At 65.5% G+C, this 23489-nt stretch carries 18 protein-coding genes; 9 read left to right on the forward strand and 9 right to left on the reverse strand.

Annotated elements, in window-relative coordinates; all coding sequences use genetic code 11:
• Positions 1–117 precede the first annotated feature (117 nt).
• The 3 genes from dprA to LV28_RS47650 all read left to right on the forward strand — a co-directional run bounded on the left by dprA (position 118) and on the right by LV28_RS47650 (position 4809).
• Positions 118–1461, forward strand: a complete 1344-nt coding sequence (gene dprA, locus LV28_RS47640; protein ID WP_023598155.1) for a DNA-processing protein DprA — start codon at positions 118–120, stop codon at positions 1459–1461.
• A 52-nt stretch (positions 1462–1513) separates the two neighbouring features.
• Positions 1514–1900 (forward strand): thioredoxin family protein, encoded by a 387-nt coding sequence (locus LV28_RS47645; protein WP_023598156.1) that lies wholly within the window; start codon positions 1514–1516, stop codon positions 1898–1900.
• A gap of 218 nt (positions 1901–2118) precedes the next feature.
• Positions 2119–4809 carry a DNA topoisomerase III gene (locus tag LV28_RS47650; protein WP_038619419.1) on the forward strand — a complete coding sequence of 897 codons (2691 nt, stop codon included), beginning with the start codon at positions 2119–2121 and terminating at the stop codon, positions 4807–4809.
• 116 nt (positions 4810–4925) lie between these two features.
• On the opposite strand, the gene LV28_RS47655 is transcribed toward LV28_RS47650, so the two are convergent.
• Positions 4926–5894, reverse strand: coding sequence for a LysR family transcriptional regulator (locus LV28_RS47655; RefSeq protein WP_023598158.1), 969 nt, complete (start codon positions 5892–5894; stop codon positions 4926–4928).
• 613 nt (positions 5895–6507) lie between these two features.
• On the opposite strand from LV28_RS47655, the gene hemN reads away from it, so the two are divergent.
• Entirely contained in the window at positions 6508–7875 is a 1368-nt protein-coding gene (gene hemN / locus LV28_RS47660) for an oxygen-independent coproporphyrinogen III oxidase (RefSeq protein WP_029754459.1), read from the forward strand.
• Positions 7876–8023: 148 nt separating this feature from the next.
• On the opposite strand, the gene LV28_RS47665 is transcribed toward hemN, so the two are convergent.
• Positions 8024–8221 carry a YbdD/YjiX family protein gene (locus LV28_RS47665; RefSeq protein ID WP_023598160.1) on the reverse strand — a complete coding sequence of 66 codons (198 nt, stop codon included), beginning with the start codon at positions 8219–8221 and terminating at the stop codon, positions 8024–8026.
• A gap of 21 nt (positions 8222–8242) precedes the next feature.
• A complete protein-coding gene (locus tag LV28_RS47670; RefSeq protein ID WP_038619416.1) occupies positions 8243–10309 on the reverse strand; it encodes a carbon starvation CstA family protein in 2067 nt (688 codons plus the stop codon).
• Between the two features lie 386 nt (positions 10310–10695).
• Between LV28_RS47670 and LV28_RS47675 the strand changes: the two genes are divergently transcribed.
• Complete coding sequence (locus LV28_RS47675; protein WP_023598162.1) at positions 10696–12081, forward strand: cache domain-containing protein; 1386 nt, start codon at positions 10696–10698, stop codon at positions 12079–12081.
• The gene (locus LV28_RS47680; protein ID WP_023598163.1) at positions 12078–12710 is read left to right on the forward strand and encodes a response regulator; all 633 of its coding nucleotides are present in this window, start codon (positions 12078–12080) and stop codon (positions 12708–12710) included. The genes LV28_RS47675 and LV28_RS47680 overlap by 4 nt, the downstream gene beginning before the upstream one ends.
• A gap of 282 nt (positions 12711–12992) precedes the next feature.
• Here the strand turns inward: LV28_RS47680 and LV28_RS47685 are convergent, their stop codons facing one another.
• The gene (locus LV28_RS47685) at positions 12993–14879 is read right to left on the reverse strand and encodes a phosphoenolpyruvate carboxykinase (GTP) (protein WP_023598165.1); all 1887 of its coding nucleotides are present in this window, start codon (positions 14877–14879) and stop codon (positions 12993–12995) included.
• Positions 14880–15358: 479 nt separating this feature from the next.
• On the opposite strand from LV28_RS47685, the gene LV28_RS47690 reads away from it, so the two are divergent.
• Complete coding sequence (locus LV28_RS47690) at positions 15359–16369, forward strand: D-2-hydroxyacid dehydrogenase family protein (protein WP_023598166.1); 1011 nt, start codon at positions 15359–15361, stop codon at positions 16367–16369.
• A gap of 37 nt (positions 16370–16406) precedes the next feature.
• Here the strand turns inward: LV28_RS47690 and LV28_RS47695 are convergent, their stop codons facing one another.
• The 3 genes from LV28_RS47695 to LV28_RS47705 form a co-directional block, all read right to left on the reverse strand.
• Positions 16407–17255 (reverse strand): patatin-like phospholipase family protein, encoded by an 849-nt coding sequence (locus LV28_RS47695; protein WP_038619412.1) that lies wholly within the window; start codon positions 17253–17255, stop codon positions 16407–16409.
• 144 nt (positions 17256–17399) lie between these two features.
• A complete protein-coding gene (locus LV28_RS47700; protein ID WP_023598168.1) occupies positions 17400–17801 on the reverse strand; it encodes a PaaI family thioesterase in 402 nt (133 codons plus the stop codon).
• A 134-nt stretch (positions 17802–17935) separates the two neighbouring features.
• Positions 17936–18523 (reverse strand): hypothetical protein, encoded by a 588-nt coding sequence (locus LV28_RS47705; protein ID WP_023872747.1) that lies wholly within the window; start codon positions 18521–18523, stop codon positions 17936–17938.
• A 381-nt stretch (positions 18524–18904) separates the two neighbouring features.
• On the opposite strand from LV28_RS47705, the gene LV28_RS47710 reads away from it, so the two are divergent.
• The gene (locus tag LV28_RS47710) at positions 18905–19312 is read left to right on the forward strand and encodes a DoxX family protein (protein WP_023598170.1); all 408 of its coding nucleotides are present in this window, start codon (positions 18905–18907) and stop codon (positions 19310–19312) included.
• Positions 19313–19543: 231 nt separating this feature from the next.
• A complete protein-coding gene (locus LV28_RS47715) occupies positions 19544–20113 on the forward strand; it encodes a Spy/CpxP family protein refolding chaperone (protein ID WP_023598171.1) in 570 nt (189 codons plus the stop codon).
• 133 nt (positions 20114–20246) lie between these two features.
• On the opposite strand, the gene LV28_RS47720 is transcribed toward LV28_RS47715, so the two are convergent.
• Together LV28_RS47720 and LV28_RS47725 are read right to left on the reverse strand one after the other, a co-directional pair.
• Complete coding sequence (locus tag LV28_RS47720) at positions 20247–20933, reverse strand: Fe2+-dependent dioxygenase (protein ID WP_023598172.1); 687 nt, start codon at positions 20931–20933, stop codon at positions 20247–20249.
• A 34-nt stretch (positions 20934–20967) separates the two neighbouring features.
• Positions 20968–23211, reverse strand: coding sequence for a TonB-dependent receptor (locus tag LV28_RS47725; RefSeq protein ID WP_038619409.1), 2244 nt, complete (start codon positions 23209–23211; stop codon positions 20968–20970).
• Between the last annotated feature and the right edge of the window lie 278 nt (positions 23212–23489).

Raw genomic sequence — 23489 nt, forward strand, 5'->3', positions numbered from 1 at the left:
GAATTCGCCGCATTGCCCCGCAGGCCGCTGCAATCGCACAATCTTGCGATGACTGCGGCGTCGCGACGTTTGCGCCGACTCCCAGCCTGCCCCGGCCCCCCGGTCAATGCTTACCGGATGATGAAAAATTTTAGCATAGCGCCCCTGTCGGCGCTGGCGCACGGCGACGTGGCGCCTCCCTCCGACGTCCATTCGAAGGCCGCCCCCGGCGCCCCCGTCGAGGCGCACGGCCGGACCGACGACAGCGCGCCGTGCCGTGCGGATCATCGGCATCCGACCGGCGCCAGCCCCGAGGAAATCAAGGACTGGCTTCGGTTGTGCCACACGCCGGGCATACCGCCGGCGGCCGTGCGGCGTCTGTTGACGGTGTTCGGTTTGCCGGCCGCGATCCTTCAGGCGTCGCGCGACGACCTGGCGCGGATCGTGCCGCCGGCGCTCGTCGCTCGGTTACTCGCACGAACGTCGCCCGATCTCGGCGAGCAGATCGCGCGTACCCTGGCGTGGGCTCGCCAACCCGGATGCGGCGTCGTCACCTTGTCCGAACCGGCCTACCCGCGCGCACTGCTCGCGCTCGGGGACGCCCCGCCGATCCTGTACTGCCGGGGCGACGCCGGACTGCCGAATCGGGCGGGGGCGATGACGGCCGCGCTTGTCGGCAGCCGGCGCGCCACGCCGCAGGGATGCGACGATGCGCGGCACTTCGCGCGCGTGCTGGGCGATGCAGGGGTCAACGTCGTGTCGGGACTGGCCGCCGGCATCGACGCCGCCGCCCACGACGGCGCGCTGGACACGCCAGGCGGCACCTGTGCCGTCGTCGGTACCGGTGCGGACATCGTCTACCCGGCCCGACATGGCGCGCTGGCCGAGCGCATTGCCGCAAGCGGGCTGCTGCTGAGCGCCTTTCCCATCGGCACGCCGCCGCGCCCCGACCACTTCCCGCGCCGCAATCGGCTGATCGCCGCGCTCGCGCGATGCACCCTGGTCGTGGAGGCCGCCACGCAATCGGGTTCGCTCATCACGGCGCGCCTGGCGGGCGAACTCGGGCGCGACGTACTCGCCGTTCCCGGATCCATCCACGCGCCCCAGAGCCGGGGCTGCCATGCCCTGATTCGCGATGGCGCCACGCTTGCCACCGGGCCGGAAGACGTGCTCGAAGCCCTTGGCGCCGGCAATCCGCTGCGACCTGCGCCGGACGTGGCCGATCAGGCGAGCGTGGCGTCGACGGCATGCGTGACGTCGCCATCGGCGACATCGCCAGTGAGGCCGCTGCCGCCGGGCCGCGCAGCAATCCTCGAGGCGCTGGGGTATGATCCGGTCAGCGCGGACACCCTTTGCGGACGCACCGGCCTGGGCATTGCCGAGGTGCTCGCCCACCTGGGCGCACTCGAACTGGACGCAAGCGTCGCCCGCTTGCCGGGCGGCCGGTTTGTCCGGCACAGGCCGCGAGGCGGCGCGCGATGACCCGCCCACCTACACACCCCGACCCTTTCCCGGACTTCCACCGCCCAGATCCATGCCTGTTTTCGATCCCGTCACCGACCGCTCCGCGCTGGCCGCCGTACTCGCCGATGGCAAGACGCGTCTCGTGGCCTGCCTGTGCGCAGCGTGGTGTGGCACCTGCCGCGAGTACGCGCAGACGCTCGAAGCGCTGGCGGCCAGGTATCCCGAACTGTGCTTCGTCTGGGTGGACATCGAGACCCACGCCGACTGGCTCGACGATCACGACATCGAGAACTTTCCCACCCTGCTGGTGCAGGATGCCAGCCAGTCCGCCGGACAGGCGCGCTTTTTCGGTCCGGTGCTACCGGCCATCGGTATCCTCGAGCGCATGCTCGACGCCCGGGTGCTGGGCGACGCCACGGTCGCGGCGCCCGCCCTGCGCGAGCATCTGCTGGGCTGACGGCGCTCGCCGGCACGACCGCCGGGGCGCGCCGCGGTGCGGCTTTGCGCGCGTGCGGCGACGCGTCGGTCCACGCTTGCCGCCGGCCTGCGACGCGCTTATGATGTGCCGCTTCCAGGCACGCCTCGTGCTCTATCCGACGGCAACGCCGGAATGGCTATATGTTATAAAGCCAACGAATGTCGCCTGGCGGCACCCCCTCAACATTACCGAACGTCATGTCAAAAGCTCTGATCATTGCCGAGAAACCGTCCGTCGCGAACGACATCGCACGGGCGCTGGGCGGCTTTACCAAGCATGACGAGTACTTCGAGAACGACGATTATGTCGTCTCGTCGGCGGTTGGCCACCTCGTCGAAATCGGCGCGCCGGAAGACTATGAAGTCAAACGCGGCAAGTGGAGCTTCGCCAACCTTCCCGTGATTCCCCCGCATTTCGACCTCAAGCCGATCGCCAAGAGCGAATCGCGCCTGAAAGTGCTCACGCGTCTCATCAAGCGCAAGGACATCGACGTTCTGATCAACGCCTGTGACGCGGGACGCGAAGGGGAGCTGATTTTCCGCCTGATCGCGCAGCACGCGAAAGCGAAGCAGCCGGTCAAGCGTCTGTGGCTGCAATCGATGACGCCGCAGTCGATCCGCGACGGTTTCAAGCGCCTGCGCAGCGACGGCGACATGCTGCCGCTGGCCGATGCCGCGCGCAGCCGCGCCGAAGCCGACTGGCTCGTGGGCATCAACGGCACGCGCGCCATGACCGCCTTCAACAGCAAGGGCGGCGGCTTTTTCCTGACGACTGTCGGTCGCGTGCAAACGCCCACGCTGTCCATCGTGGTCGAGCGCGAAGAGAAGATTCGCAAGTTCGTCTCGCGCGACTATTGGGAAGTGAAGGCCGAGTTCGTGGCCTCGGCGGGCTTCTACGAAGGCCGCTGGTTCGATCCGAATTTCAAGCGCAACGAATTCGACCCCGAGCAGCGCGATTCGCGCCTGTGGAGCCTGGCGGCCGCCGAATCGGTCGTCGCCGCCGTGCGCGGCAAGCATGGCACGGTTACCGAGGAATCGAAACCGTCGACCCAGCTCTCGCCGCTGCTGTTCGATCTGACGAGCCTGCAACGCGAAGCCAACAGCCGTTTCGGCTTCTCGGCGAAGAACACGCTCGGCCTGGCGCAGGCGCTGTACGAAAAGCACAAGGTGCTCACGTACCCGCGTACCGACGCGCGCGCCCTGCCGGAAGACTACCTGGCCACCGTCAAGGAGACGATGGCCGTGCTCAAGGAAAGCAACAATTACCACCAGTTCGCCAACCAGATCCTGAACAAGGACTGGGTCAAGCCGAACAAGCGGATCTTCGACAACAGCAAGATCAGCGACCACTTCGCCATCATCCCGACGCTTCAGGCGCCCAAGAATCTCTCCGAGCCGGAGCAGAAGCTCTACGACCTGGTGGTCAAGCGCTTCCTGGCGGTGTTCTTCCCGGCGGCCGAGTATCAGGTGACGACCCGCATTACGGAAGTGGTGGGGCATCACTTCAAGACCGAAGGCAAGGTGCTCGTGCAGGCCGGCTGGCTGGCCATCTACGGCAAGGAAGGCGCCGACGACGGCAAGGATGCCAAGGCCGGCAAGGAAGACCAGCCGAACCTCGTGCCGGTGGCAAAGGACGAGAAGGTGGGCGTGGACAAGGTCGAGGCCGTGGGGCTGCAGACCAAGCCGCCGGCGCGCTACAGCGAAGCCACGCTGCTCTCGGCGATGGAAGGCGCGGGCAAGCTCGTCGAGGATGGCGAACTGCGCGAAGCCATGGCCGGCAAGGGTCTCGGCACGCCGGCCACGCGCGCGGCCATCATCGAAGGCCTGCTCACGGAAAAGTATCTGGTGCGCGAAGGCCGCGAGTTGCACCCGACGGCCAAGGCGTTCCAGCTGATGACGCTGCTGCGCGGCCTCGGCGTGGACGAACTGACCCTGCCCGAACTCACGGGCGAGTGGGAAGCCAAGCTCTCGCAGATCGAGCACGGCGGGCTCAAGCGCGACGAATTCATGCATGAAATCGCGCAAATGACGCAGACCATCGTCAAGCGCGCGAAGGAATACGACTCGGACACGATTCCGGGCGACTACGCCACGCTGACCACCCCTTGCCCGCATTGCGGCGGCGTGGTCAAGGAGAACTACCGGCGTTTCGCCTGCACGAACTGCGCGTTCTCGATCTCGAAGATCCCCGGCGGACGCCAGTTCGAAATCCCCGAGGTCGAAGAACTGCTGCAAAAGAAGACGATCGGTCCGCTGTCGGGTTTCCGCAGCAAGATGGGGCGCCCGTTCTCGGCGATTCTCAAGCTCTCGCCCGACGACGAAATGGGCTACAAGCTCGAGTTCGACTTCGGCCAGGACAGCGGCGACGAAGACGGCGAAGCGCCCGATTTCACCGGACAGGAGCCGGTCGGCAAGTGTCCGAAGTGCGGCGGTCGCGTCTTCGAGCACGGTATGCGCTATGTCTGTGAAAACGCCGTAGCGAATCCGAAGACCTGCGACTTCACGTCGGGCAAGGTCATCCTGCAGCAGGAAATCACCCGCGAGCAGATTCACAAGCTGCTGACCGAGGGCAAGACGGATCTGCTGACGAACTTCAAGTCCTCGCGCACCGGCCGCACATTCAAGGCTTATCTGGCCAAGCAGAAGGACGGCACGATCGGCTTCGAATTCGAGGCGAAGGCCCCGAAGAAGACGGCCGCGAAGTCGGGCGAGGCCGAAGGCGACGACAAGGCCACCCCGGCGCGCAAGACGGCGGCCAGGACCGCGGCGACGAAGACACCGGCCAAGAAGGCGGCCGCCAGGAAGACGACCGCAAAAGCCAAGCCGGCAACCAAGACGGCGAGCCCGTCGGACGATGCGTCGTTCGACGAGGACGACGCGCCGTTCTGAGGGCGTCGTCAGCGCCCATGGCTGCGCGTCGCGAGACGCCGCCACCATGAGAAACGGCCACGCCCCTCGGGGATGTGGCCGTTTTTTCATGGCGCTTATGCAGCCCGCGTCAAAGGTCAAACGGGCATTTCACTGATCGGCGGGTTGGGCGACGGCATTTTGGGCGGCACCCAGCGCTCGGCGGCCGAAATCCCTTCGTTCTGGCGGAAATACTCAACCGTCAGATCGATGAACCCCCGCGTCTTGGCCGACAGATACTTGCGGCTCGGATAGACGAGCGACACATCGACCGGCGTCTGCGAGAAGTTGCGCAGCAGCGCGACGAGATCGCCGTCGCGCACGTCGTTCCCGACCAGATAGGACGGCAGGAACGCAATGCCATGGCCCAGCAGCACCGACTGGCGCAGCAGCGCCGTGTTGTTGCAGATGAATTTGTTCTGCACGCGCACGCGCACCTCGCCGTCCGGGCCGGAGAACACGCGATCGTCGCTCCAGAAGTCATTTGGCAGGCCGAGCACGCCATGCTCGCCCAGTTCCTGCGGCGTGACCGGCTCGCCGTGCTCGGCGATGTACGCCGGCGAGGCGCACAGCATCACGCGGGTTTCGGCGAGCACCCGCGAAATCAGGCTTTCGCTGTTGATCATGCGCGTGAGCAGAATGCCGCAGTCGTACCCCTCCTCCACCAGATCGATGGCCCGGTCCGTGAGCGTGAGATCGACCACGACCTTCGGGTGCATCTCCTGATACTTCTTGACCAGCGGCGCGAGGTTGCGCAACCCGAAGGACACTGGCGCCACGACCTTCAGCGTACCTTTCGGGTCGCGCGAGGCACTGGAGATGAGCGCATCCGCTTCGTCGACTTCGTCGATGATCTGCCGACAGCGTTCGAGGTACACCTGGCCGGCGCCGGTGAGCGACAGACTGCGCGTGGTGCGATTGAGCAGACGAACGCCGAGATGGGATTCGAGCTCCGCGACGTGACGCGTGACCACGGCGGCCGACAGATCCATCTGGGCAGCCGTGCGGGCAAAACTCCCGTTGTCGGCCACTTTGACGAAAACGCGCATCGATTGCAGACGGTCCATGTTGTTTCCAATCGTGATGTGCCGCGTCGATCCGGCGAAGCGAGGCAAAGGCAGGCGAGCGCGGACCGGAGTGGCTCCGATGCTGCGCAAACCCGCAGGCACTGGCCGGACCGCCGCCCCGGACCGTTCCGGGGAGCGCAACGCGCGTGCCGCCAGGGGTGTCGACACGGCGGGGACTTCAATAAGGCGTTAGCTTACCGTAGGCAGCCAAAAATTGCCTGTCGCGGCAATGATTTTGCGACGTGGCCGTCGGACATCGAGCGCGTGCCGGTGCGAAATTCCACGCCGGGTGACGGTCTTCATGGGGCCGTCCCGCCACATGCACGCGGCCGGGCGCGGCGCGAGCGCCGCCGCCCCGGTGTTTGACGCAGGTCAGGGCGGGGCGGGTGTCGCAAGGCTACATTGAGGAATCTCTCATCGTCCCGTGCCCGTCATGTCCGCCCTGCCCCCGATTACGACGTCCTGCGCCAATGCCTCGCGCACTTCCCACGGCTCGCGGTGCCCCGGGTGCGCCTCGCACGCCTCGCACACCTCAGATGACGACCACGGCGATTCGTCGTGTAAAACACGCCGCAACCCCGGCCCGCCCCATGCGGACGCCCCGCCGGCGCCCATCTTCTTCGACGCCCGCCTGCTTGGCCGATATGACGTGAACGGCCCGCGCTACACCTCATACCCGAGCGCGCTGCAATTCCACGACGCGTTCGGCGCCGAAGACTATGCCCGCGCCGCCGCGCAATCCAAACGTACCGGCAAGCCACTCTCGCTGTACCTGCACGTGCCGTTCTGCGACACGGTCTGCTTTTACTGCGCATGCACAAAGATCGTGACGAACAATCGCGCCCACGCCGACGCCTACGTCGAGCGCCTGCACACCGAGATTGGGCGGCAGGCGTCGTTGCTGGGCGCCGGCCGCGCACTTGCGCAGATGCACTGGGGCGGCGGCACGCCGACGTTTCTCTCGCTGGAACAGATCGCGTCGCTCGTCGACGCCATCGCGCGCCGGTTCGTGATGACCCACGGCGACGACGCCGAGTACGCCATCGAGATCGACCCGCGCAGCGCCGGGCCGGCGTCGATTCGCGCCTTGCGCGCTCTGGGCTTCAACCGTCTGTCCATCGGCGTGCAGGATTTCGATCCGCGAGTGCAGGAGGCGATTCATCGCGTGCAGCCGCGCGCACTCGTCGAGGCCGCGATCGACGCCGCGCGGAGCAGCGGGTTTCGGTCCGTCAACTTTGATCTGATCTACGGATTGCCCTATCAGACACCGGAATCGTTCTCCAGCACGCTCGATGCCGTCATCGAGATGGCCCCGGAGCGGCTGTCGGTATTCAGCTATGCGCATCTGCCGCAGCAGTTCAAGATGCAGCGGTGCCTGCCCGACGCACTGCCGGACGGCCCACAAAAACTGGCGCTGTTGCAGACGATCGTTGCGCGGCTCACCGCGGCCGGGTACGTCCATATCGGCATGGATCACTTCGCGCGCCCCGACGACGAACTGGCGCGGGCACAGGCCGCCGGGACACTCCATCGCAACTTCCAGGGCTACAGCACGCGCGCCGACTGCGACCTCGTCGGCGTGGGCATGTCGGCCATCGGACGCGTCGGCGACAGCTACGCGCAAAACGCCAAGACGCTACGGGACTACTATGACGCCATCGATGCCGGCGGCCTCGCGATCGCGCGCGGCGTGCGGCTCGACGATGACGACCGTATCCGTCGCGACGTGATTTCGCGCGTGATGTGTCACATGTCGCTGGATTTCGGAGCCATCGAGCAGGCACACGCCATCGAGTTCGCCGCCTACTTCGCCAGCGAGCTCGGCGAGCTGGCCGATCTGGCAGCGGACGGGCTCGTGGCCATCGACGAGCACGGGTTGCGCGTGCTGCCGGCCGGGCGCCTGTTGGTTCGCGTCGTCGCCCAGGTATTCGACCGCTACCGACGCAGCGCGGCCAACGCCCGCTGCGCAAAAGTGATGTAGGTGAATTCGCGGACGGGAGCCCAATGACGAAAGCGCCCGGTGGATCTTCCACCGGGCGCTTTTTTATTCCAATGCAGTGACCGCGGCCGAGGCGGCTTGCGTCCTTCGTCGCGACACGCACCACGCGGGACAGAGCGCCGCCGTCAGCTCAGCAGCATCGCCCGCCGCTCTTGCCGCCGTAGCGCGCTTCCTGCCGTTCGCGGAAGAACGCCTCGTAGCTCATGACCGGCTGATCCGGGTGCGTGGCGCGCATGTGCGCCACATACGTGTCGTAATCGGGCAGGCCGACCATCAATCGCATGGCCTGTCCGAGATAGCGTCCGACCTTACCGACTTCGTCGAGCATGAGACTGGCTCCTTCGGTTCGTCAGATCTGACGCCCGGCGGGCATCGGCTCGAACGGCGTTTCCTTGGCCGTCGGCTTGTTGGCCTGGCGTGCCACGAGGATGGTGCGAAGCCCGAACAGCGCCACGGCGACCACCACGAACATAAACACCCCGGACAGCGTGGCATCGACATAGTCGTTGAACACGATCTGCTGCATCTGTGCGGCCGACTTCGCGGGCGCCAGCAGTTTGCCGTCGGCCAGCGCGGCCTGGTACTTCGCGGCGTGGGCGAGGAAGCCGACCTTCGGATCCGGGTCGAACATCTTCTGCCAGCCGGCGGTCAGCGTGCAGGCGAGCAGCCACAGCGTCGGCAGGATCGTGACCCAGGCGAAGCGCTCGCGCTTGAGCTTGAACAGCACGCAGGTCGCCAGAATCAGCGCGATGGCGGCGAGCATCTGGTTCGAGATACCGAACAGCGGCCACAGCGTGTTGATGCCGCCCAGCGGATCGACCACGCCCTGATAGAGGAAGTAGCCCCACGCGGCCACGCACAGCGCGGTGGCGATCAGGTTCGCGGGCAGCGAGTCCGTGCGCTTGAGCGACGGCACGAACGTGCCGAGCAGATCCTGCAGCATGAAGCGGCCTGCGCGCGTGCCGGCATCGACGGCGGTCAGGATGAACAGCGCCTCGAACAGGATCGCGAAGTGGTACCAGAAGGCCATCATCGCTTCGCCGCCCGCCACCTGGTGCAGGATGTGCGCCATGCCGACGGCGAGCGTCGGGGCGCCGCCGGCGCGCGAGATGATCGTGTTCTCGCCCACGGCATGCGCGGTGGCGGTGAGCACGTCGGGCGTGATGGTGAAGCCCCAGCCCGAGACGACATGGGCCACGGCCTCCGGCGTCGTGCCGATCACGGCGGCCGGGCTGTTCATCGCGAAGTACACGCCCGGGTCGATCACCGAGGCGGCGACCAGTGCCATGATGGCCACGAACGACTCCATGAGCATGCCGCCGTAGCCGATGAAGCGCGCGTTGAGTTCGTTATCGAGCAGCTTGGGCGTGGTGCCCGACGAGATCAGCGCATGGAAGCCGGACACGGCGCCGCAAGCGATCGTGATGAAGAGGAACGGGAACAACTTGCCCGACCAGACCGGTCCGCTGCCGTCGACGAACTGCGTGAGCGCGGGCATCTTCAGCTCGGGCGCGACAACCAGAATGCCGATCGCCAGCGCCAGGATCGTGCCGATCTTGAGGAACGTCGAAAGGTAGTCGCGCGGCGCGAGCAGCAACCACACCGGAAGCACCGAGGCCACGAAGCCGTAGCCGATCAGCATCCAGGTCAGCTGCTTGCCGTCGAACGTGAACAGCGGCGCGAGCGCTGCGCTGTCATGCACGCTCTGGCCGAAGTAGATCGCGGCCATGAGCATCACGAAGCCGATGATCGACACTTCGCCGATGCGGCCAGGGCGGATGTAGCGCGTGTAGATCCCCATGAACAACGCGATCGGGATCGTCAGCCCGACAGTGAAGGTCCCCCACGGCGACCCCGTGAGTGCCTTGACCACGATCAGCGCCAGCACGGCGAGAATGATGATCATGATCAGGAAGGCGCCGAACAGCGCGATCACGCCGGGGATCATGCCGAGTTCGGACTTCACCAGGTCGCCCAGCGACCGGCCGTCGCGACGCGTGGAGATGAACAGCACCATGAAATCCTGCACGGCGCCGGCGAATACCACGCCCGCGAGAATCCACAACATGCCCGGCAGATACCCCATCTGCGCGGCCAGCACGGGTCCGACCAGCGGGCCGGCGCCGGCGATGGCGGCAAAGTGGTGACCGAACAGCACGTAGCGGTTCGTGGGCACGTAGTCGAGCCCGTCGTTGTGACGCCAGGCCGGCGTCATGCGCGTGCCGTCGAGTTGCGCCACACGGGTGGCGATGAACTTGCTGTAGAAGCGATACGCGATCAGATACACGCAGATGGCTGCGATCACGATCCAGAGTGCGCTGATGGTTTCACCGCGCGATAGGGCCACCGTGCCGAGCGCGCACGCGCCGACGATGGCCACCGCTGCCCAGGGCAGTTGTTGCCAGATGCGATTCATTGTCTCTCCTCGGAACTGCCTCGCGGGCAGCGATCCCGGAACGGCGCCGTTGCAGCGCTGTTCCGCCTCTTGTTTCGGCACCCCGACGGCGCCGCGAACCGTGGCTCTCTGGACACGCCCCTCTTTTCGGGGGTCTGCATGCAGCGAGGGTCGATGACGCCGCCGACGCGGCGCAAGACGGCGGTGTGGGGGCACACCCGCTTGCAGCGCGTCGTCGGGAGGCTTGCCCGTTACCACTCGGCAGCCCCGGCCACGATTCGGCGTGTAGTATTGGCGTTTGACCGCCGTGCCACAAGCGCGGAACTACGCAGGCCGGCTACGTGCTATTACGTAGCGCACCTGCCGCCATACCCGTGAAAGGCGGTGTTGCAGGTCTCCCGAATGCCATGAATCTCCGACAGAAATTTTTCGTCCTGGCACTACTGCCGGTGGCGTTGGCCATGGTTGCCATCGCGCTTGCCGTGCGTCACCAGGGCAACGAACTCTCGCGCGCGCAGCACGACGCCGTGCAGACCACATCGCTGGCCAACAAGCGGGCCGAGCTGCTGCATTACGTCGGTCTGGCGCGCAATGCCATCGAGCCGCTGTACGACGGCCCCGACACCCCGGCCGCGCGCGAGCAGGCCCTTGCCACGCTGGCCCGCATGGAGTTCGGCAAAGACGGCTACTTTTTTGTCTATGACCTCGAAGGCCGCAGCCTGATGCATCCGCGCCAGCCAGAGCTCGTGGGCCACAATCTCTGGTCGCTCAAGGACGAGTCGGGGGCACCCACGATTCAGCGTCTCATCGCCGCGGCACGCGCCGGCGGCGGCTACGTGCAGTACCCGTGGGAGAAGCCGTCGCTGCACCAGATGGCCCCGAAGCTCGGCTACGTGATCGCGCTGCCGCGCTGGAACTGGATGATCGGCACGGGGATTTATCTCGACGATGTGCAAGCCACGCTGCGCGCGTCGGACGAGCGTGCGCAGGCGAACATCGATCGCACGCTGATCTGGATCACGCTCATCGCGTCGTCGTGTCTGGCCATCGTGGGGCTTTGCGGACTTGTGGTGAACATCACCGAACTCAAGACCGCCGACGCCAAACTGCGCCAGCTCGCGCGTCAAGTGGTGGAGTCGCAGGAAGTCGAGCGTTCACGCATCTCGCGCGAGTTGCACGACGGCATCAGCCAGCTCCTCGTGTCGGTCAAGCTGCTGCTCGAATCGGCGTCGATGCGCCTGCCGGGGTCGCCCGCGGCGGTCAGCGCCACCCTCGGCGTGGCCATCGAGCGATTGAACGGCACGCTCGGCGAGGTCCGCCGGATTTCACAGGCGTTGCGCCCGGCCACACTCGACGACCTCGGACTGGCTGCCGCCATCGATCAGCTCGCGCGCGAGTTCGGCTCGCACGCGGGATTGCCCGTCGACATGCATGTCGAGGGCGAGCCCCCGGTGCTCGACGACAACATCAAGACGATGCTGTATCGCATCGCCCAGGAGGCGTTGACGAACATCGAGCGTCACGCTCACGCGTCGCGCGTCTCGATCCGGCTCATCTTCAAGCCCGACGGCATTCACCTGTCGATCGCCGACGACGGGCGCGGCTTCGACGTGACCGACGTGCACCACGACCCCAGCCACGGCATCGGCTTGCGCAACATGCGCGAGCGTCTCGACGCCGTCGGGGGCATGCTGGGCATCCAGTCGTGGCCCGGCCTCACCACCATCAGCGCGTGGGTCCCGCTCACGCCCGCCGCCGTGAAAGCGGCGCTTCGCGCAACCTCACGCCAATGACGCAAGCCCCTCCCATCCGCCTGCTGTTGATCGACGACCATCCGCTCGTGCGCGACGGACTGCGCGCGCGTTTCGACGCCGCACCGAACCTTCAGGTCGTGGGCGAAGCCGGCAACGCCGCCGAAGCCCTCGCCCGGGCGAAAACGTCGTCGCCGGATCTGGCGTTGATGGACATCAGCATGCGCGGCACGAACGGCATCGAACTGACTGCCCTGTTTCGCGAGCAGTTTCCGCACATCGCCGTGCTGATCCTGTCCATGCATGACAACGCGGAGTACGTCCGCCAGGCCGTGCGCGCCGGCGCGCGCGGCTATGTGCTCAAGGACGCACCGGCGCACGAAATCGTGACCGCCATCGAACGCGTGGCCCGAGGCGACGCGTACTACAGCGCCGCCATCGCCGCGCGCGTGGTGCAGGCCTCGACGTCGCACGCGCCGATCGACTCGCTCACGCCTCGTGAGCGCGAAATCCTCTCGCGCATTGCTCGCGGCCTGGCCAACAAGCAGATCGCGACCGAGATGGATCTCTCGGTCCGCACCGTCGAGACGCATCGCCTGAACATCAAACGCAAGCTCGGCATCGAAGGACAGGCGGAACTGATCAAGTTCGCGGTGGAAAACCGATTGTGATGCAGGCTCGTGAGGCGGCGTCATGAGATGACGGGGCCCCGTGGCGCGGTGGGGTGCCTTCCCGGTTAATGCGCAGTCAGACTGGCGTCACCGGAAGATCGTTGTCCGAACGGAACAACGGAGGAAATGCCATCGCCGCGCAAGCGCGCGAAACCGCCGGAATCCCCACGTCACAAGGCCGTCGGAACGATCACGAGACAAAAAAATCCCGCCGGCGTTTCCACCGGCGGGATCGATTGGCGTTTCGCCTTCAGCGCGCCGGTCATGCCGGCGTGCGCGGCATCACTTGTTCAGGCGACGCTCGATGTCGGCCTTCGTGTCCAGCAGTGCCTGAGGCAGGTTTTGCCTGAGCGTTTCGAACAGCTCCGCGTGCAGCTTCAGCTCGTCACGCCATGCGGCCGGATCCATTGAGGTCACCTCGTCGAACTGCGCCGGCGTGAACGACAGCCCGTTCCAGTTCAGGTCTTCGTAACGCGGCGTGATGCCGAACGCGTGCTCCGCGCCCTGCGCCTTGCCGTCGATGCGCCCGAGCATCCAGGCCAGCACGCGCATGTTCTCGCCGAAGCCCGGCCATACGAACTTGCCGTCGGCGCCCTTGCGGAACCAGTTCACGCAGTAGATCTTCGGCAGGGTCGCGCCCATCTTGTCGAGATGCGCGCCAGTGTCGAGCCAGTGCTGGAAGTAGTCGCTCATGTTGTAACCGCAGAACGGCAGCATCGCGAACGGGTCGCGACGCACCACGCCCTGCTGGCCGGCCGCCGCGGCGGTCGTCTCCGAGCCCATCGTCGCGGCCATGTACACGCCTTCGGTCCAGTCGCGCGCCTCGGTCACCAGCGGCACCGTCGTCGAACGACGCCCACCGAAGATGAACGCGTCGATCGGCACGCCGGCCGGGTTCTCCCAATCGGGGTCGATCGACGGGCACTGTGCGGCCGGCGCCGTGAAGCGCGAGTTCGGATGCGCGGCCTTGCGCCCGGTTTCCCGTGCGATCTCCGGCGTCCAGTCCTTGCCCTGCCAGTCGATCAGGTGCGCGGGAGGCGTGTCGGTCAGCCCCTCCCACCACACGTCACCGTCGTCGGTAAGCGCAACGTTGGTGAAGATCACGTTCTCGCCCAGCGTGGCGAGCGCGTTCGGGTTGGTCTTCTCGCTCGTGCCCGGCGCCACGCCGAAGAAGCCGGCTTCCGGGTTGATGGCGTAAAGACGACCATCCTTGCCCGGCTTGATCCAGGCGATGTCGTCGCCGATCGTCTCGACTTTCCAGCCCTCGAAGCCCTTCGGCGCGATGAGCATGGCGAAGTTGGTCTTGCCGCACGCCGACGGGAATGCCGCCGCCACGTGGTATTTCCGGCCTTCGGGCGAGGTCACGCCGAGGATTAGCATGTGCTCGGCGAGCCAGCCTTCGTCACGCCCCATCTTCGAGGCGATGCGCAGCGCGAAACACTTCTTGCCCAGCAGCGCGTTGCCGCCATAGCCCGAGCCGTAGCTCCAGATCTCACGGGTTTCCGGGAAGTGAACGATGTATTTGGTGCTGTTGCACGGCCACGCCACGTCCTTCTCGCCGGCGGCGAGCGGCTTGCCCACGGTGTGCACGCAGGGCACGAACTCGCCGTCCTCGCCGAGCACGTCGTACACATCGCGGCCCATGCGCGTCATGATGCGCATGTTCACCGCCACATAAGGCGTATCGGACAGCTCCACCCCGATGTGCGCGATGGGCGAGCCGAGCGGTCCCATCGAGAACGGCACCACGTACATCGTGCGCCCACGCATGCATCCCTGGAACAGGCCGTCGAGCGTGGTGCGCATCTCGCGCGGGTCGATCCAATGATTGGTCGGGCCGGCGTCTTCGCGCTTCTCGCTGCAAATGAACGTCCGGTCTTCAACGCGCGCGACGTCCGATGGGTCGGACAGCGCGAGAAACGAATTCGGGCGCTTGGCGGGGTTGAGCCGCTGCATCGTACCGGCGGCCACCATCTGTTCGCACAGACGGTCGTACTCTTGCTGGGAGCCGTCGCACCAGACGACGCGCTCGGGCTGGGTATGCGCCGCGATCTGCGACACCCAGTCGATCAGCTTGCGGTGACGCACCCAGGCGGGCAGGTCACGCGTTGCAACATTGGACGAGGAGGAGGCGTTGAGCGCGCTGGCGCTCACACTGGCTTGCGTCATGGGGGTTGTCTCCATGCAGAGTCGAGGAATCGGGACAGGCACCGGGCGTGCGCATCGCGCAGACGCCGGGTGTGCTTTGCGCGGATAGCTTCGCGAGCACGAAATCTCGCAAGGCGGCCCGTCCGGTTGGGGATACCGGCGGGTTGGCAGGGGGCAACACGCGCACCGATACGTGCGCATCAAGCGTCTCGCTCACCAGGTCCGACTTGCTTTCGCGGGGTGGGTTCGATTTTTTGCCATCGTGTTGAGGCGGTTTCGCCATGGTTGCCAGGACACCTGCCATACTATGCAAAACGAGGCGTCAGCATACCACCGCGCAAAATGCGCCGGTGCTGCGTCGCAACAAGGCCGGCCGGGCGTTTTCGCCGACGCGTCCGCCATGTCAACGACCAGTACGCCCGCCCCTTCGCGGCGGCCTCCGACATTGATTCCGTTGGCGCCGGACGCCTCGTCCGGCGCCAACCCGATTACGTTTTGCCATGAAAATTGCCATTCTCGACGACTACCAGGACGCTGTGCGCAAGCTCGACTGCTTCTCCCTGCTGGCCGGTCACGACGTCAAGGTCTTCAACAACACAGTGAAGGGTGTCGGGCAACTGTCCGCCCGGGTCGGCGAAGCGGAAGTGCTCGTCCTGATTCGCGAGCGCACCGCCATCACCGCACAACTCATCGACAAACTGCCGCGACTGCGCGTCATCAGCCAGACCGGTCGCGCCGGCAACCATATCGACATCGAGGCCTGCACCGCGCGCGGCGTGGCCGTGCTCGAAGGCGTGGGCTCGCCGACGGCTCCGGCGGAACTCACCTGGGCCCTGATCATGGCCGCCCAGCGCCGCATTCCCCAATACGTGGCCAGCCTCAAGCACGGCGCATGGCAGCAGTCGGGACTGAAGTCGTCGAGCATGCCGCCGAACTTCGGCCTCGGGCAGGTTTTGCGCGGCCAGACGCTCGGCCTATGGGGCTACGGCAAGATCGGCCGGCTCGTGGCCGGCTATGGCCGCGCGTTCGGCATGGAAGTCATGGTGTGGGGGCGCGAAGGCTCGCGCGAGGCCGCCGCCGCCGACGGTCTGCGCGTGGCCGACAGCAAGGAAGCACTCTTTGCCCAGAGCGACGTGTTGTCGCTGCATCTGCGCCTGAACGACGAAACGCGTCACGTCGTGAAACTGGAAGACCTGTTGCAGATGAAGCCGACCGCCCTGTTCGTGAACACGAGCCGCGCGGAACTGGTGGAAGAAAACGCCCTCATCACGGCCCTGAACCGCGGGCGTCCGGGCATGGCCGCCATCGACGTCTTCGAGAGCGAACCGATTCTGCAAGGCAATCCGCTGCTGCGGCTGGAGAATTGCGTGTGCACGCCGCATATCGGCTACGTGGAGCGCGAGAGCTACGAAATGTATTTCCGCGTGGCGTTCCAGAACATCGTCGACTTCCTGAACGGCGATCGCGCGCACGTCGCGAATCCGGCCGCGCTGCTTGGCTTCGGACGTTGAGGGTGTCGGCCGGCATCGTCGGTCTTCGCAACGGCGCCTACTTCATCGTGTCCAGATGTCGCAGGAACGTCTCGCCGTCGCGCCGGCCCAGTTCGAAGGCCGGACGCATCATGTCGGGGCGCGTGTAATCCCAGCTGGAGATCGGCACCGCCTCTGACGGCTGCACGTACAGCCGGTCCTGCCCCGCGTGATGCTGCGTGAACATCTGCGGGCGCGGATAGCGGCGCGTTACCATCACGAGCACCTGCCCCGGCACGGCGTCCAGCGCGTCGACAGGAACGTTGTCGACCATGCCACCGTCGAGCACGGCCCGCCCCGCGCGCCGCAGAATCGGTGTGAACGGTGGCGTGCACGACGACTGCAGCATCAGGTCGGCGAGATCGGCCGCGGTGCGGCAGTCCTGCGCGCGCACGAATTCCGGCGTGAAGCCCAGGCGGCGTGCGAGCGTGGGATGCAGCGTGCGGCGCACGTGCTTGTCGATGTTGAACGCGACCAGGCCCGCCGCCGTTGCCGAGCGAGGCCCCAGCCAGCGCGGGATGTGCGAGATGCCCACCCGTATTTCCGGCCCCGCGGCAAGCTTGGCGAGCTGCCCGTCGTAGATGTCGAGCAGCGCCTGACGATAAATCCGGTAGTGCGGGAACACACGCTCGCGCCGCAGCAGATTGCCCCAGTAGGCATTCTTGCGATTGCTCGCCAGTGCCTGCCGGTAATAGTCCATCACCCAGTCCGACTCGCGCATGTGCAGCATGCAGGCCGTGGCGGCGCCGGCCGATATCCCGGTGATCACGCGCGGACGCAGCGGCACGTCGCGCGTTACCCGCTCCCAGAATCCGGCCTGCCACCAGCAACGGTTGCCGCCGCCGGCAAATACGATCTGATCGAACATGGAATACCCCGGTGGGTTGATGTGGTGGCGCAATGGCCTTGCGCGTGCGCGGCCATGAGACTTCCGCCGCGATATCCCCGGATCGTCGCATCGTCAACGCAACGCGTCGACCCGAACGGCCGGCGCCCGCCATGCCGCCGACGCTTACAGCAATGCGTAGGTCGTCGTGGCGTGCACGGCCATCTTGCCGGATGCGTCGTGAATCTCGATTTCGCCGAACACCAGGTTCTTGCCGCGACGCAGAATGCGCGCGACGATGCGCAGATCGCCGTCCGTCACGGGGCGCATGAACTGAGTATTGAGCGTGACGGTCGTCATCGGCTGAAAGCCGCCGAGCGCGGCCGACAGCGCCACCACCATCGCCGTGTCTGCCACCGACATGAACACCTGCCCGCAGATCACGCCGCCGGCATGCTTGAAGGCGGCATCGAACGGCAGCCGCAGCTCGCTCTGCTCGGGCCCGACCGCCTCGACCCGCAAATTCAATTGCCGCACCCACGGCGAGACGAGTTCATCGAGCAGCTTCTGCGCTTGCACCAGTTCCATCCTGCCGGTCCTCCGGTTGTCGTTGTGACGCCGATGATAGCCGTAAAACAAGCGCGCCACCCGGCAAGGGGTGGCGCGCTGGTCATGCATGGGAACGCCCGCTCGCGGCGGGCGGCAACGGCCTGGCCGCTTGCTTAGCCGTTCGTCTTGTCGTGACGGATGCGTTGGCTCTGATGGTTCTCGCGGTGCTGAACGCCCGCCTGCTCGCCAGCGCTCACGTGACCGTTCTTTCCGGCATGCGCCTCGGCGGCGTCCACATGCGCCTGGCCGCGCTCGAGATTACCCACCTGCTGGTGGCTCAGCGTGCCGGCGGCCTGACCTTGCGCAATGCGCTTTTCCTGGTTCACGTTGCGCTGAACGTCGGACTGCATGCGCTCCGACGACGCCGACACGGGGTTGCCTGCCTTACCGTTGTGCTTGAGTTGCTCGATCTTCGCGCTTTCCTTGTTCTGTGCCTTCGCGATACGCGCCTGCTCGGCCGCGGTGTCGCCGGTATGGTCGGCGTGCGCCTGCATCCTGTCGATCTTCGCTTCGCCCTTCTCGAGCCTGGAGGCTTCGTGCGTGGTCAGTTGACCGCTCTTGAGCCCGTTCTCGATGCGTTGCTGCTGCTGGATGTCACGTGCGGTTTGCGTGGCAGTGCCCTGTGCAAACGCCTGCGAGGCGAACACACCGCCGAGGGCAACGGTCACGGCGCTCAGAATCAGGGTTTTACGGACGTTCATGATGGAATCCTTAGTGGCTTTGCAATGCTCGATGGACGCCTGAACACCACGATATCGGGTGGGTTCGGCAAACCGGCGGGGACGCTCGGCGGTGGCGGGATTGCCAACGATTCGCCGCGTCCTTATGCGGATTAACGGCGGACCGCGAGACCGCGCCGACAGCGACCGTGTAACCGCGCAGTCCGAAAAGTAACGGCTTGTAATCGGCGCGTCGTGGCCGATTCGCGCCAGGTCCCTGAAATCGCTGGGACACCCGCAGACAGCGCGGTAACGATTTGATACAGTGATGCCCATTTGGCCGGCACGTCACCCTTTGCGCGTGTCACCCCGTTACTCTCAGCCCCCTTTCGCGACCCCGCGATTCAAGAAGGAGCCTCAACCATGCAGAGCACCAGAGACGACCTCGGCAAACTGATCCTGCGCCTCACCCTCGGTATCCTGCTGCTGTTTCACGGCATCAACAAAGTCATCAACGGCGTGGGGTTCATCCAGGGCATGATCACGTCGCACGGTCTGCCGGGCTGGCTCGCCTACGGTGTCTATCTGGGCGAGGTGCTCGCGCCGGTGCTGCTGATCCTGGGCGTGCTCACCCGACTGGGCGGCCTGCTCGTCGTGGGCAACATGATCATCGCCTTCACCCTGGTTCACTTCGGTCAGCTCGGCGACCTCGCGAAGACCGGCGGCTGGGCGCTTGAACTCCAGGGCTTCTACCTGTTCGCCGGCCTTTGCGTGATGCTCTTCGGCGCTGGTCGATACAGCGTGTCGGGCGGTCGCGGCGCCTGGGACTGATTTCATCGGTCGTCCACCGACAGCCCATCGCTCGCGTCGTGTCGCGCGACGGCTTGATCGGCCCGCCCTTGTCGCTCGACGGCAAGGGCGGGCCGAGTCGTTTCGGAATATTGCGAATGTCGGCGCTGGTAACGTCAGGTAATACAGCGGTTGCACTTTGCAACTTCTTCGCCGCGACGATGACTTACTCTGAAACTGCCAATTCCGGCAGTACCCAAAGGAGTTAACACCATGCGCAAACTGAAGATCGCCGCCGCCTCCGTCGCCCTCGCCGCCCTGACCGCCACTTCGATGGTCGGTCTGGCGCACGCCGCAGATGCCACGGCCCCGGCAACGGGACCGAATGCCGCCATGCATCACATGCGCGGCGAACATGGCCCCTGGGGCCTGGGCAACATTCGCCAGTTGCACGATCAATTGAAGCTCAACCCGCAGCAGGAGCAGGCCTGGCAGCAGGCGGTGAACACGTCGAAGCAGAATCGCGACGCCATGCGCAAGAACGGCGAGCAATTCCGCGAGATGTTCGCGCAGGCGAAGGACCAGCAGGTGCTCGATCTGGCCGGCATGCGCGCGGCCCGCGAGAAGGTGTTCGATCAGAACCGTCAGCTGCGCAGCCAGACCGAAGACGCCTGGCTCAACGTGTACAACGGCTTGAACAACGATCAGAAGGTGCTCGTGAGCAACGCCATCAAGGCGCGCTGGGCCAAGATGAAGGCCTGGCACGACAAGGCACGCCAGCACCGCGGTCCGATGCACAAGAGCGCGCCGGCGACGCAGCCGCCCGCAGGCCAGGCTCAATAAGCGCGAGGCCAGCGCCGCCGGGCGCGATCGCCCGGCATGTCGTGAGACGCCCGGTTCCCGGATTGCCCGGGGATCGGGCGTTTTTTTTCATGCAGTGCGGCGAACCGGTTGATGCGTTCGCGCGCGCCCCTCGTCAGGTCTCGCTCCAGATGCGCAGCAGGTTGTGATAACAGCCGACCAGCGTGCGTCTCGCGGTGTCGTCGGCGTCCGTCGAATTCAACCGCTGGATCGCGTTGTCCATGTCGAACAGCAGTGTGCGCTGGGTGTCGTCTTTCACGAGACTCTGCACCCAGAAGAAGCACCCCACCCGCGTGCCCCGCGTGATCGGGTTCACGCGATGCAGACTCGTCGCCGGGTAGAGCACCATGTCGCCCGCCGCCAGCTTCACCTCGTGCGCGCCGTACTGATCCTCGATCACCAGTTCGCCGCCGTCGTATTCCTGCGGCGATGCGAGAAAAAGCGTGGCCGAGATATCGGTGCGAATGCGCATGCCACTGCCCGGCTGGAGCCGGATCGCCCCGTCGACATGATTGCCGAAGTGCATGCCTTCACCATAGCGGTTGAACATCGGGGCGTAGACCTTGTTGGGCAGCGCCGCGCTGATGAACAGCGGGTTGCGCTCGAGCGCACCAAGTATCACGTCGCCCAGTTCCCGCGCGACGTCGGAGCGCTCGTCGATCTGCTGGTTTTGCTTGACGGGCGCCCCCTGATAGCCTGCCGTCGCCAGTCCGTCTACCCAGGCAGGTCCCGCACCGTCGAGCCGGGCGCGAACCCGGCTCACCTGATCCGGACTGAGGACATTCGGTATGCGCAGCAACATCGACGGATTTCCTTCGAAAGCGATCGGGATTCGATCAGAACCGGTACGTGCCGGTGAGCATGGCCGTGCGTCCGACACCCGGCACTGCGCGGCCCCCGTCCGACGGAATGAGCGAGTCGAAATACGTCTTGTTGAAGACGTTGAGCAGGTTCAGGCGGATGTCGTACTTCGGTTGATGATAGGCGACGGTGGCGTCCCAGCGAGTATAGCCGCCCACCCGGATCAGGTTGGTGTTCGCGGCATAGCGCATCGACATGTAGTTCATGCCGCCGCCGACTTCCCAGTGTCCGAACGTATAGGTGGACCAGAGGGTCAGGGAATGGCGGGGCGTGTTCGCCAGCGCGTTGCCCTGCGTGCCGTCATTGGCCTGCACGACCTGCGAGTTCAGGAACATGTACCCGCCCATCACTTGCCAGTTCGGCGTGAGGTGTCCAGTTGCGCTCACCTCGGCGCCGCGCACGCGCACCTTGCCCGCGTTGGAGTACTGCCCGGAAGTGCCGGTCTGCGTGCGAGCGTTGTTCTTGGTGATCTGGAACAGTGCAGTGTTGATCGAGAGATTGTCGTCGAACAGATTCCACTTGCTGCCGACCTCGAACGACTCGTTCGTCTCCGGCGGCAACGCCTGCGTGTTGTTCGTCACGGTCAGCGCTTCGAGCGACGGATTGAACGACGTGCCGTACGAGAAGTAATACGACTGCGCCTCGCTGGGCTGGTAGATCACGCCCGTGCGCACGCTCGTGTAATTGACCGTTTGCGTGGCGTAGCCCGGTGAACTCGTGGTGTTCGAAAGCTGCGCCTTGTAGCGATCCCAGCGCAGGCCGCCCACCCACTTCCAGTGCTTGCTCAGCGCGATCGTGTCGTTCGCGTAGAACGCCACCGTCTGTGCGCTGCCCTGCGCGAAATTGCCCGCGGTGGTCGTCACGTTCGGCAGATTCGCGTAGTACGCCGTGCTATTGGCGGGAATCCAGCCGAGAAACCCCGTGGACTGCCCGGCGCCGGTGCGTGAGTAGGCCTGGTTCTCGTACGTATCGTGCCCGATCTCCGCCCCGGCGATGAGTGTGTGCGTGAATGGCCCGGTGGTGAACGTTTTCACCACGTCAGTCTGGTTGTAAAGCGACGAGTCGGTGATCTTGCGATCGTGACTCTGCAACTGCACCCAGAGCTGATCGAGCGAATACGAGGGAATCCCTGCCGTGCGTCCGACCGGCAGCGCGGTGAAGCCGCCCGAGCCGTTGCGAATGCCCACCGCGTGCGACGAGGTCTCGATGGCGTCGATGACATAGCGGCTGTACTGCGTCTGGTTGGTAATCTTCAGGCTGTCGTCGACCTTGTGTTCGATCTTCGCCGAGAAGCTCATCACGTCCTGCACCGTGCGATCGGTCGTCAGGCCGTAGAACTGGTTTTTGGAGATGGGCAGCGGACTGCCGTTGTAGCCCACCGTGCCGTAGTCCGCCATGTCGCGGTTGTGCTCGATCAGCGCCGAGAGCGTGATCTGCGTGGGGGTACCGATGCCGAGCTTGAGCGTGGGTGCGACGCCCCAGTCCCGATTGTTCATGACGTCGCGCGTGGTATGGATGTCCTGCGCGAACCCATTGATGCGAAAGGCCGCCGTGTCCGAGAGCGGATGATTGAAGTCGAACGTGCCGCGATACCTGTCGTTCGTGCCGATGGTGCCCGACACTTCGTTGAGCGGCTTGAGGTTCGCCTGCTTGCTCACCTGGTTGATGACACCCCCGGTCGATCCGCGGCCGAAGAGCATCGACGACGGCCCCTCGAGCACTTCGATCGAATCGAGATTGAACGTGTCGCGGTAGTACTGGCCGCGATCGCGGAAGCCGTCCAGATAAATGTCGGTGCGCGCGGTGAAGCCGCGCAGATTGATGTTGTTGCCGATCTGCCCGCCCTCGGCACCGCCGAGCGTGATGGCGGGCGAATTGCGCAGGGCATCGGCAAACGACGTTGCGCCCTGCGCCTGCATCACGGCCTTGTCGATCACCGTGACGGACTGCGGAATGTCGCGGATCGCCGTGGGCACCTTGCCGCCGACGGTAGCCATGTCACGCTGGTACTCGTCGCGAATCGACGCGCCCGACACGTCGGTTTGCGGCAACGTTGCGGCGGGAGCGGCCGGCGTGGTTCCGGAGGTGGCGGCTTCGGCTACCGTGGTCGCCTCGGAAACGGCCCCGCCCTGCGCGGCGGCCGAAGCGGAACAGGGAATGGCGAGCGGCGTGGCGAAGAGCGCCATCATCGTGAGCGCGAGGGGCTTGCGTTGCATCATGATCGTTGTCGAAGAACGGCAAAATTACCGCCGATAGGTGAGCGAAACAGTCTGGGTCGCGAATATAAATAAGAATGATTTGCATTTCAATATCTAATTGCTCGACGGCTTCGCTGAATCTCCGCTTGTTTCTCTCGCCATTCGCCATGATTGCGCACCAATGAGGTGCGCGCCGCGGGTAAGTCACTGAAAGCAAGTGCATTGCGCTTTCGACATGGAAGTCTCGTCGCGGCGGCGGCGTGGATGACTCTACGGGTAATCCCCAGGTATGCCCGAAT

This window comes from Pandoraea pnomenusa (assembly GCF_000767615.3).
In the GTDB taxonomy this organism is placed as follows: domain Bacteria; phylum Pseudomonadota; class Gammaproteobacteria; order Burkholderiales; family Burkholderiaceae; genus Pandoraea; species Pandoraea pnomenusa.

Coding starts and splice junctions, on each gene's coding strand:
- dprA (WP_023598155.1), top strand. CDS start 118: ATGATGAAAAATTTTAGCATAGCGCCCCTGTCGGCGCTGGCGCACGGC.
- LV28_RS47645 (WP_023598156.1), top strand. CDS start 1,514: ATGCCTGTTTTCGATCCCGTCACCGACCGCTCCGCGCTGGCCGCCGTA.
- LV28_RS47650 (WP_038619419.1), top strand. CDS start 2,119: ATGTCAAAAGCTCTGATCATTGCCGAGAAACCGTCCGTCGCGAACGAC.
- LV28_RS47655 (WP_023598158.1), bottom strand. CDS start 5,894: ATGGACCGTCTGCAATCGATGCGCGTTTTCGTCAAAGTGGCCGACAAC.
- LV28_RS47665 (WP_023598160.1), bottom strand. CDS start 8,221: ATGCTCGACGAAGTCGGTAAGGTCGGACGCTATCTCGGACAGGCCATG.
- LV28_RS47670 (WP_038619416.1), bottom strand. CDS start 10,309: ATGAATCGCATCTGGCAACAACTGCCCTGGGCAGCGGTGGCCATCGTC.
- LV28_RS47675 (WP_023598162.1), top strand. CDS start 10,696: ATGAATCTCCGACAGAAATTTTTCGTCCTGGCACTACTGCCGGTGGCG.
- LV28_RS47680 (WP_023598163.1), top strand. CDS start 12,078: ATGACGCAAGCCCCTCCCATCCGCCTGCTGTTGATCGACGACCATCCG.
- LV28_RS47685 (WP_023598165.1), bottom strand. CDS start 14,879: ATGACGCAAGCCAGTGTGAGCGCCAGCGCGCTCAACGCCTCCTCCTCG.
- LV28_RS47690 (WP_023598166.1), top strand. CDS start 15,359: ATGAAAATTGCCATTCTCGACGACTACCAGGACGCTGTGCGCAAGCTC.
- LV28_RS47695 (WP_038619412.1), bottom strand. CDS start 17,255: ATGTTCGATCAGATCGTATTTGCCGGCGGCGGCAACCGTTGCTGGTGG.
- LV28_RS47700 (WP_023598168.1), bottom strand. CDS start 17,801: ATGGAACTGGTGCAAGCGCAGAAGCTGCTCGATGAACTCGTCTCGCCG.
- LV28_RS47705 (WP_023872747.1), bottom strand. CDS start 18,523: ATGAACGTCCGTAAAACCCTGATTCTGAGCGCCGTGACCGTTGCCCTC.
- LV28_RS47710 (WP_023598170.1), top strand. CDS start 18,905: ATGCAGAGCACCAGAGACGACCTCGGCAAACTGATCCTGCGCCTCACC.
- LV28_RS47715 (WP_023598171.1), top strand. CDS start 19,544: ATGCGCAAACTGAAGATCGCCGCCGCCTCCGTCGCCCTCGCCGCCCTG.
- LV28_RS47720 (WP_023598172.1), bottom strand. CDS start 20,933: ATGTTGCTGCGCATACCGAATGTCCTCAGTCCGGATCAGGTGAGCCGG.
- LV28_RS47725 (WP_038619409.1), bottom strand. CDS start 23,211: ATGATGCAACGCAAGCCCCTCGCGCTCACGATGATGGCGCTCTTCGCC.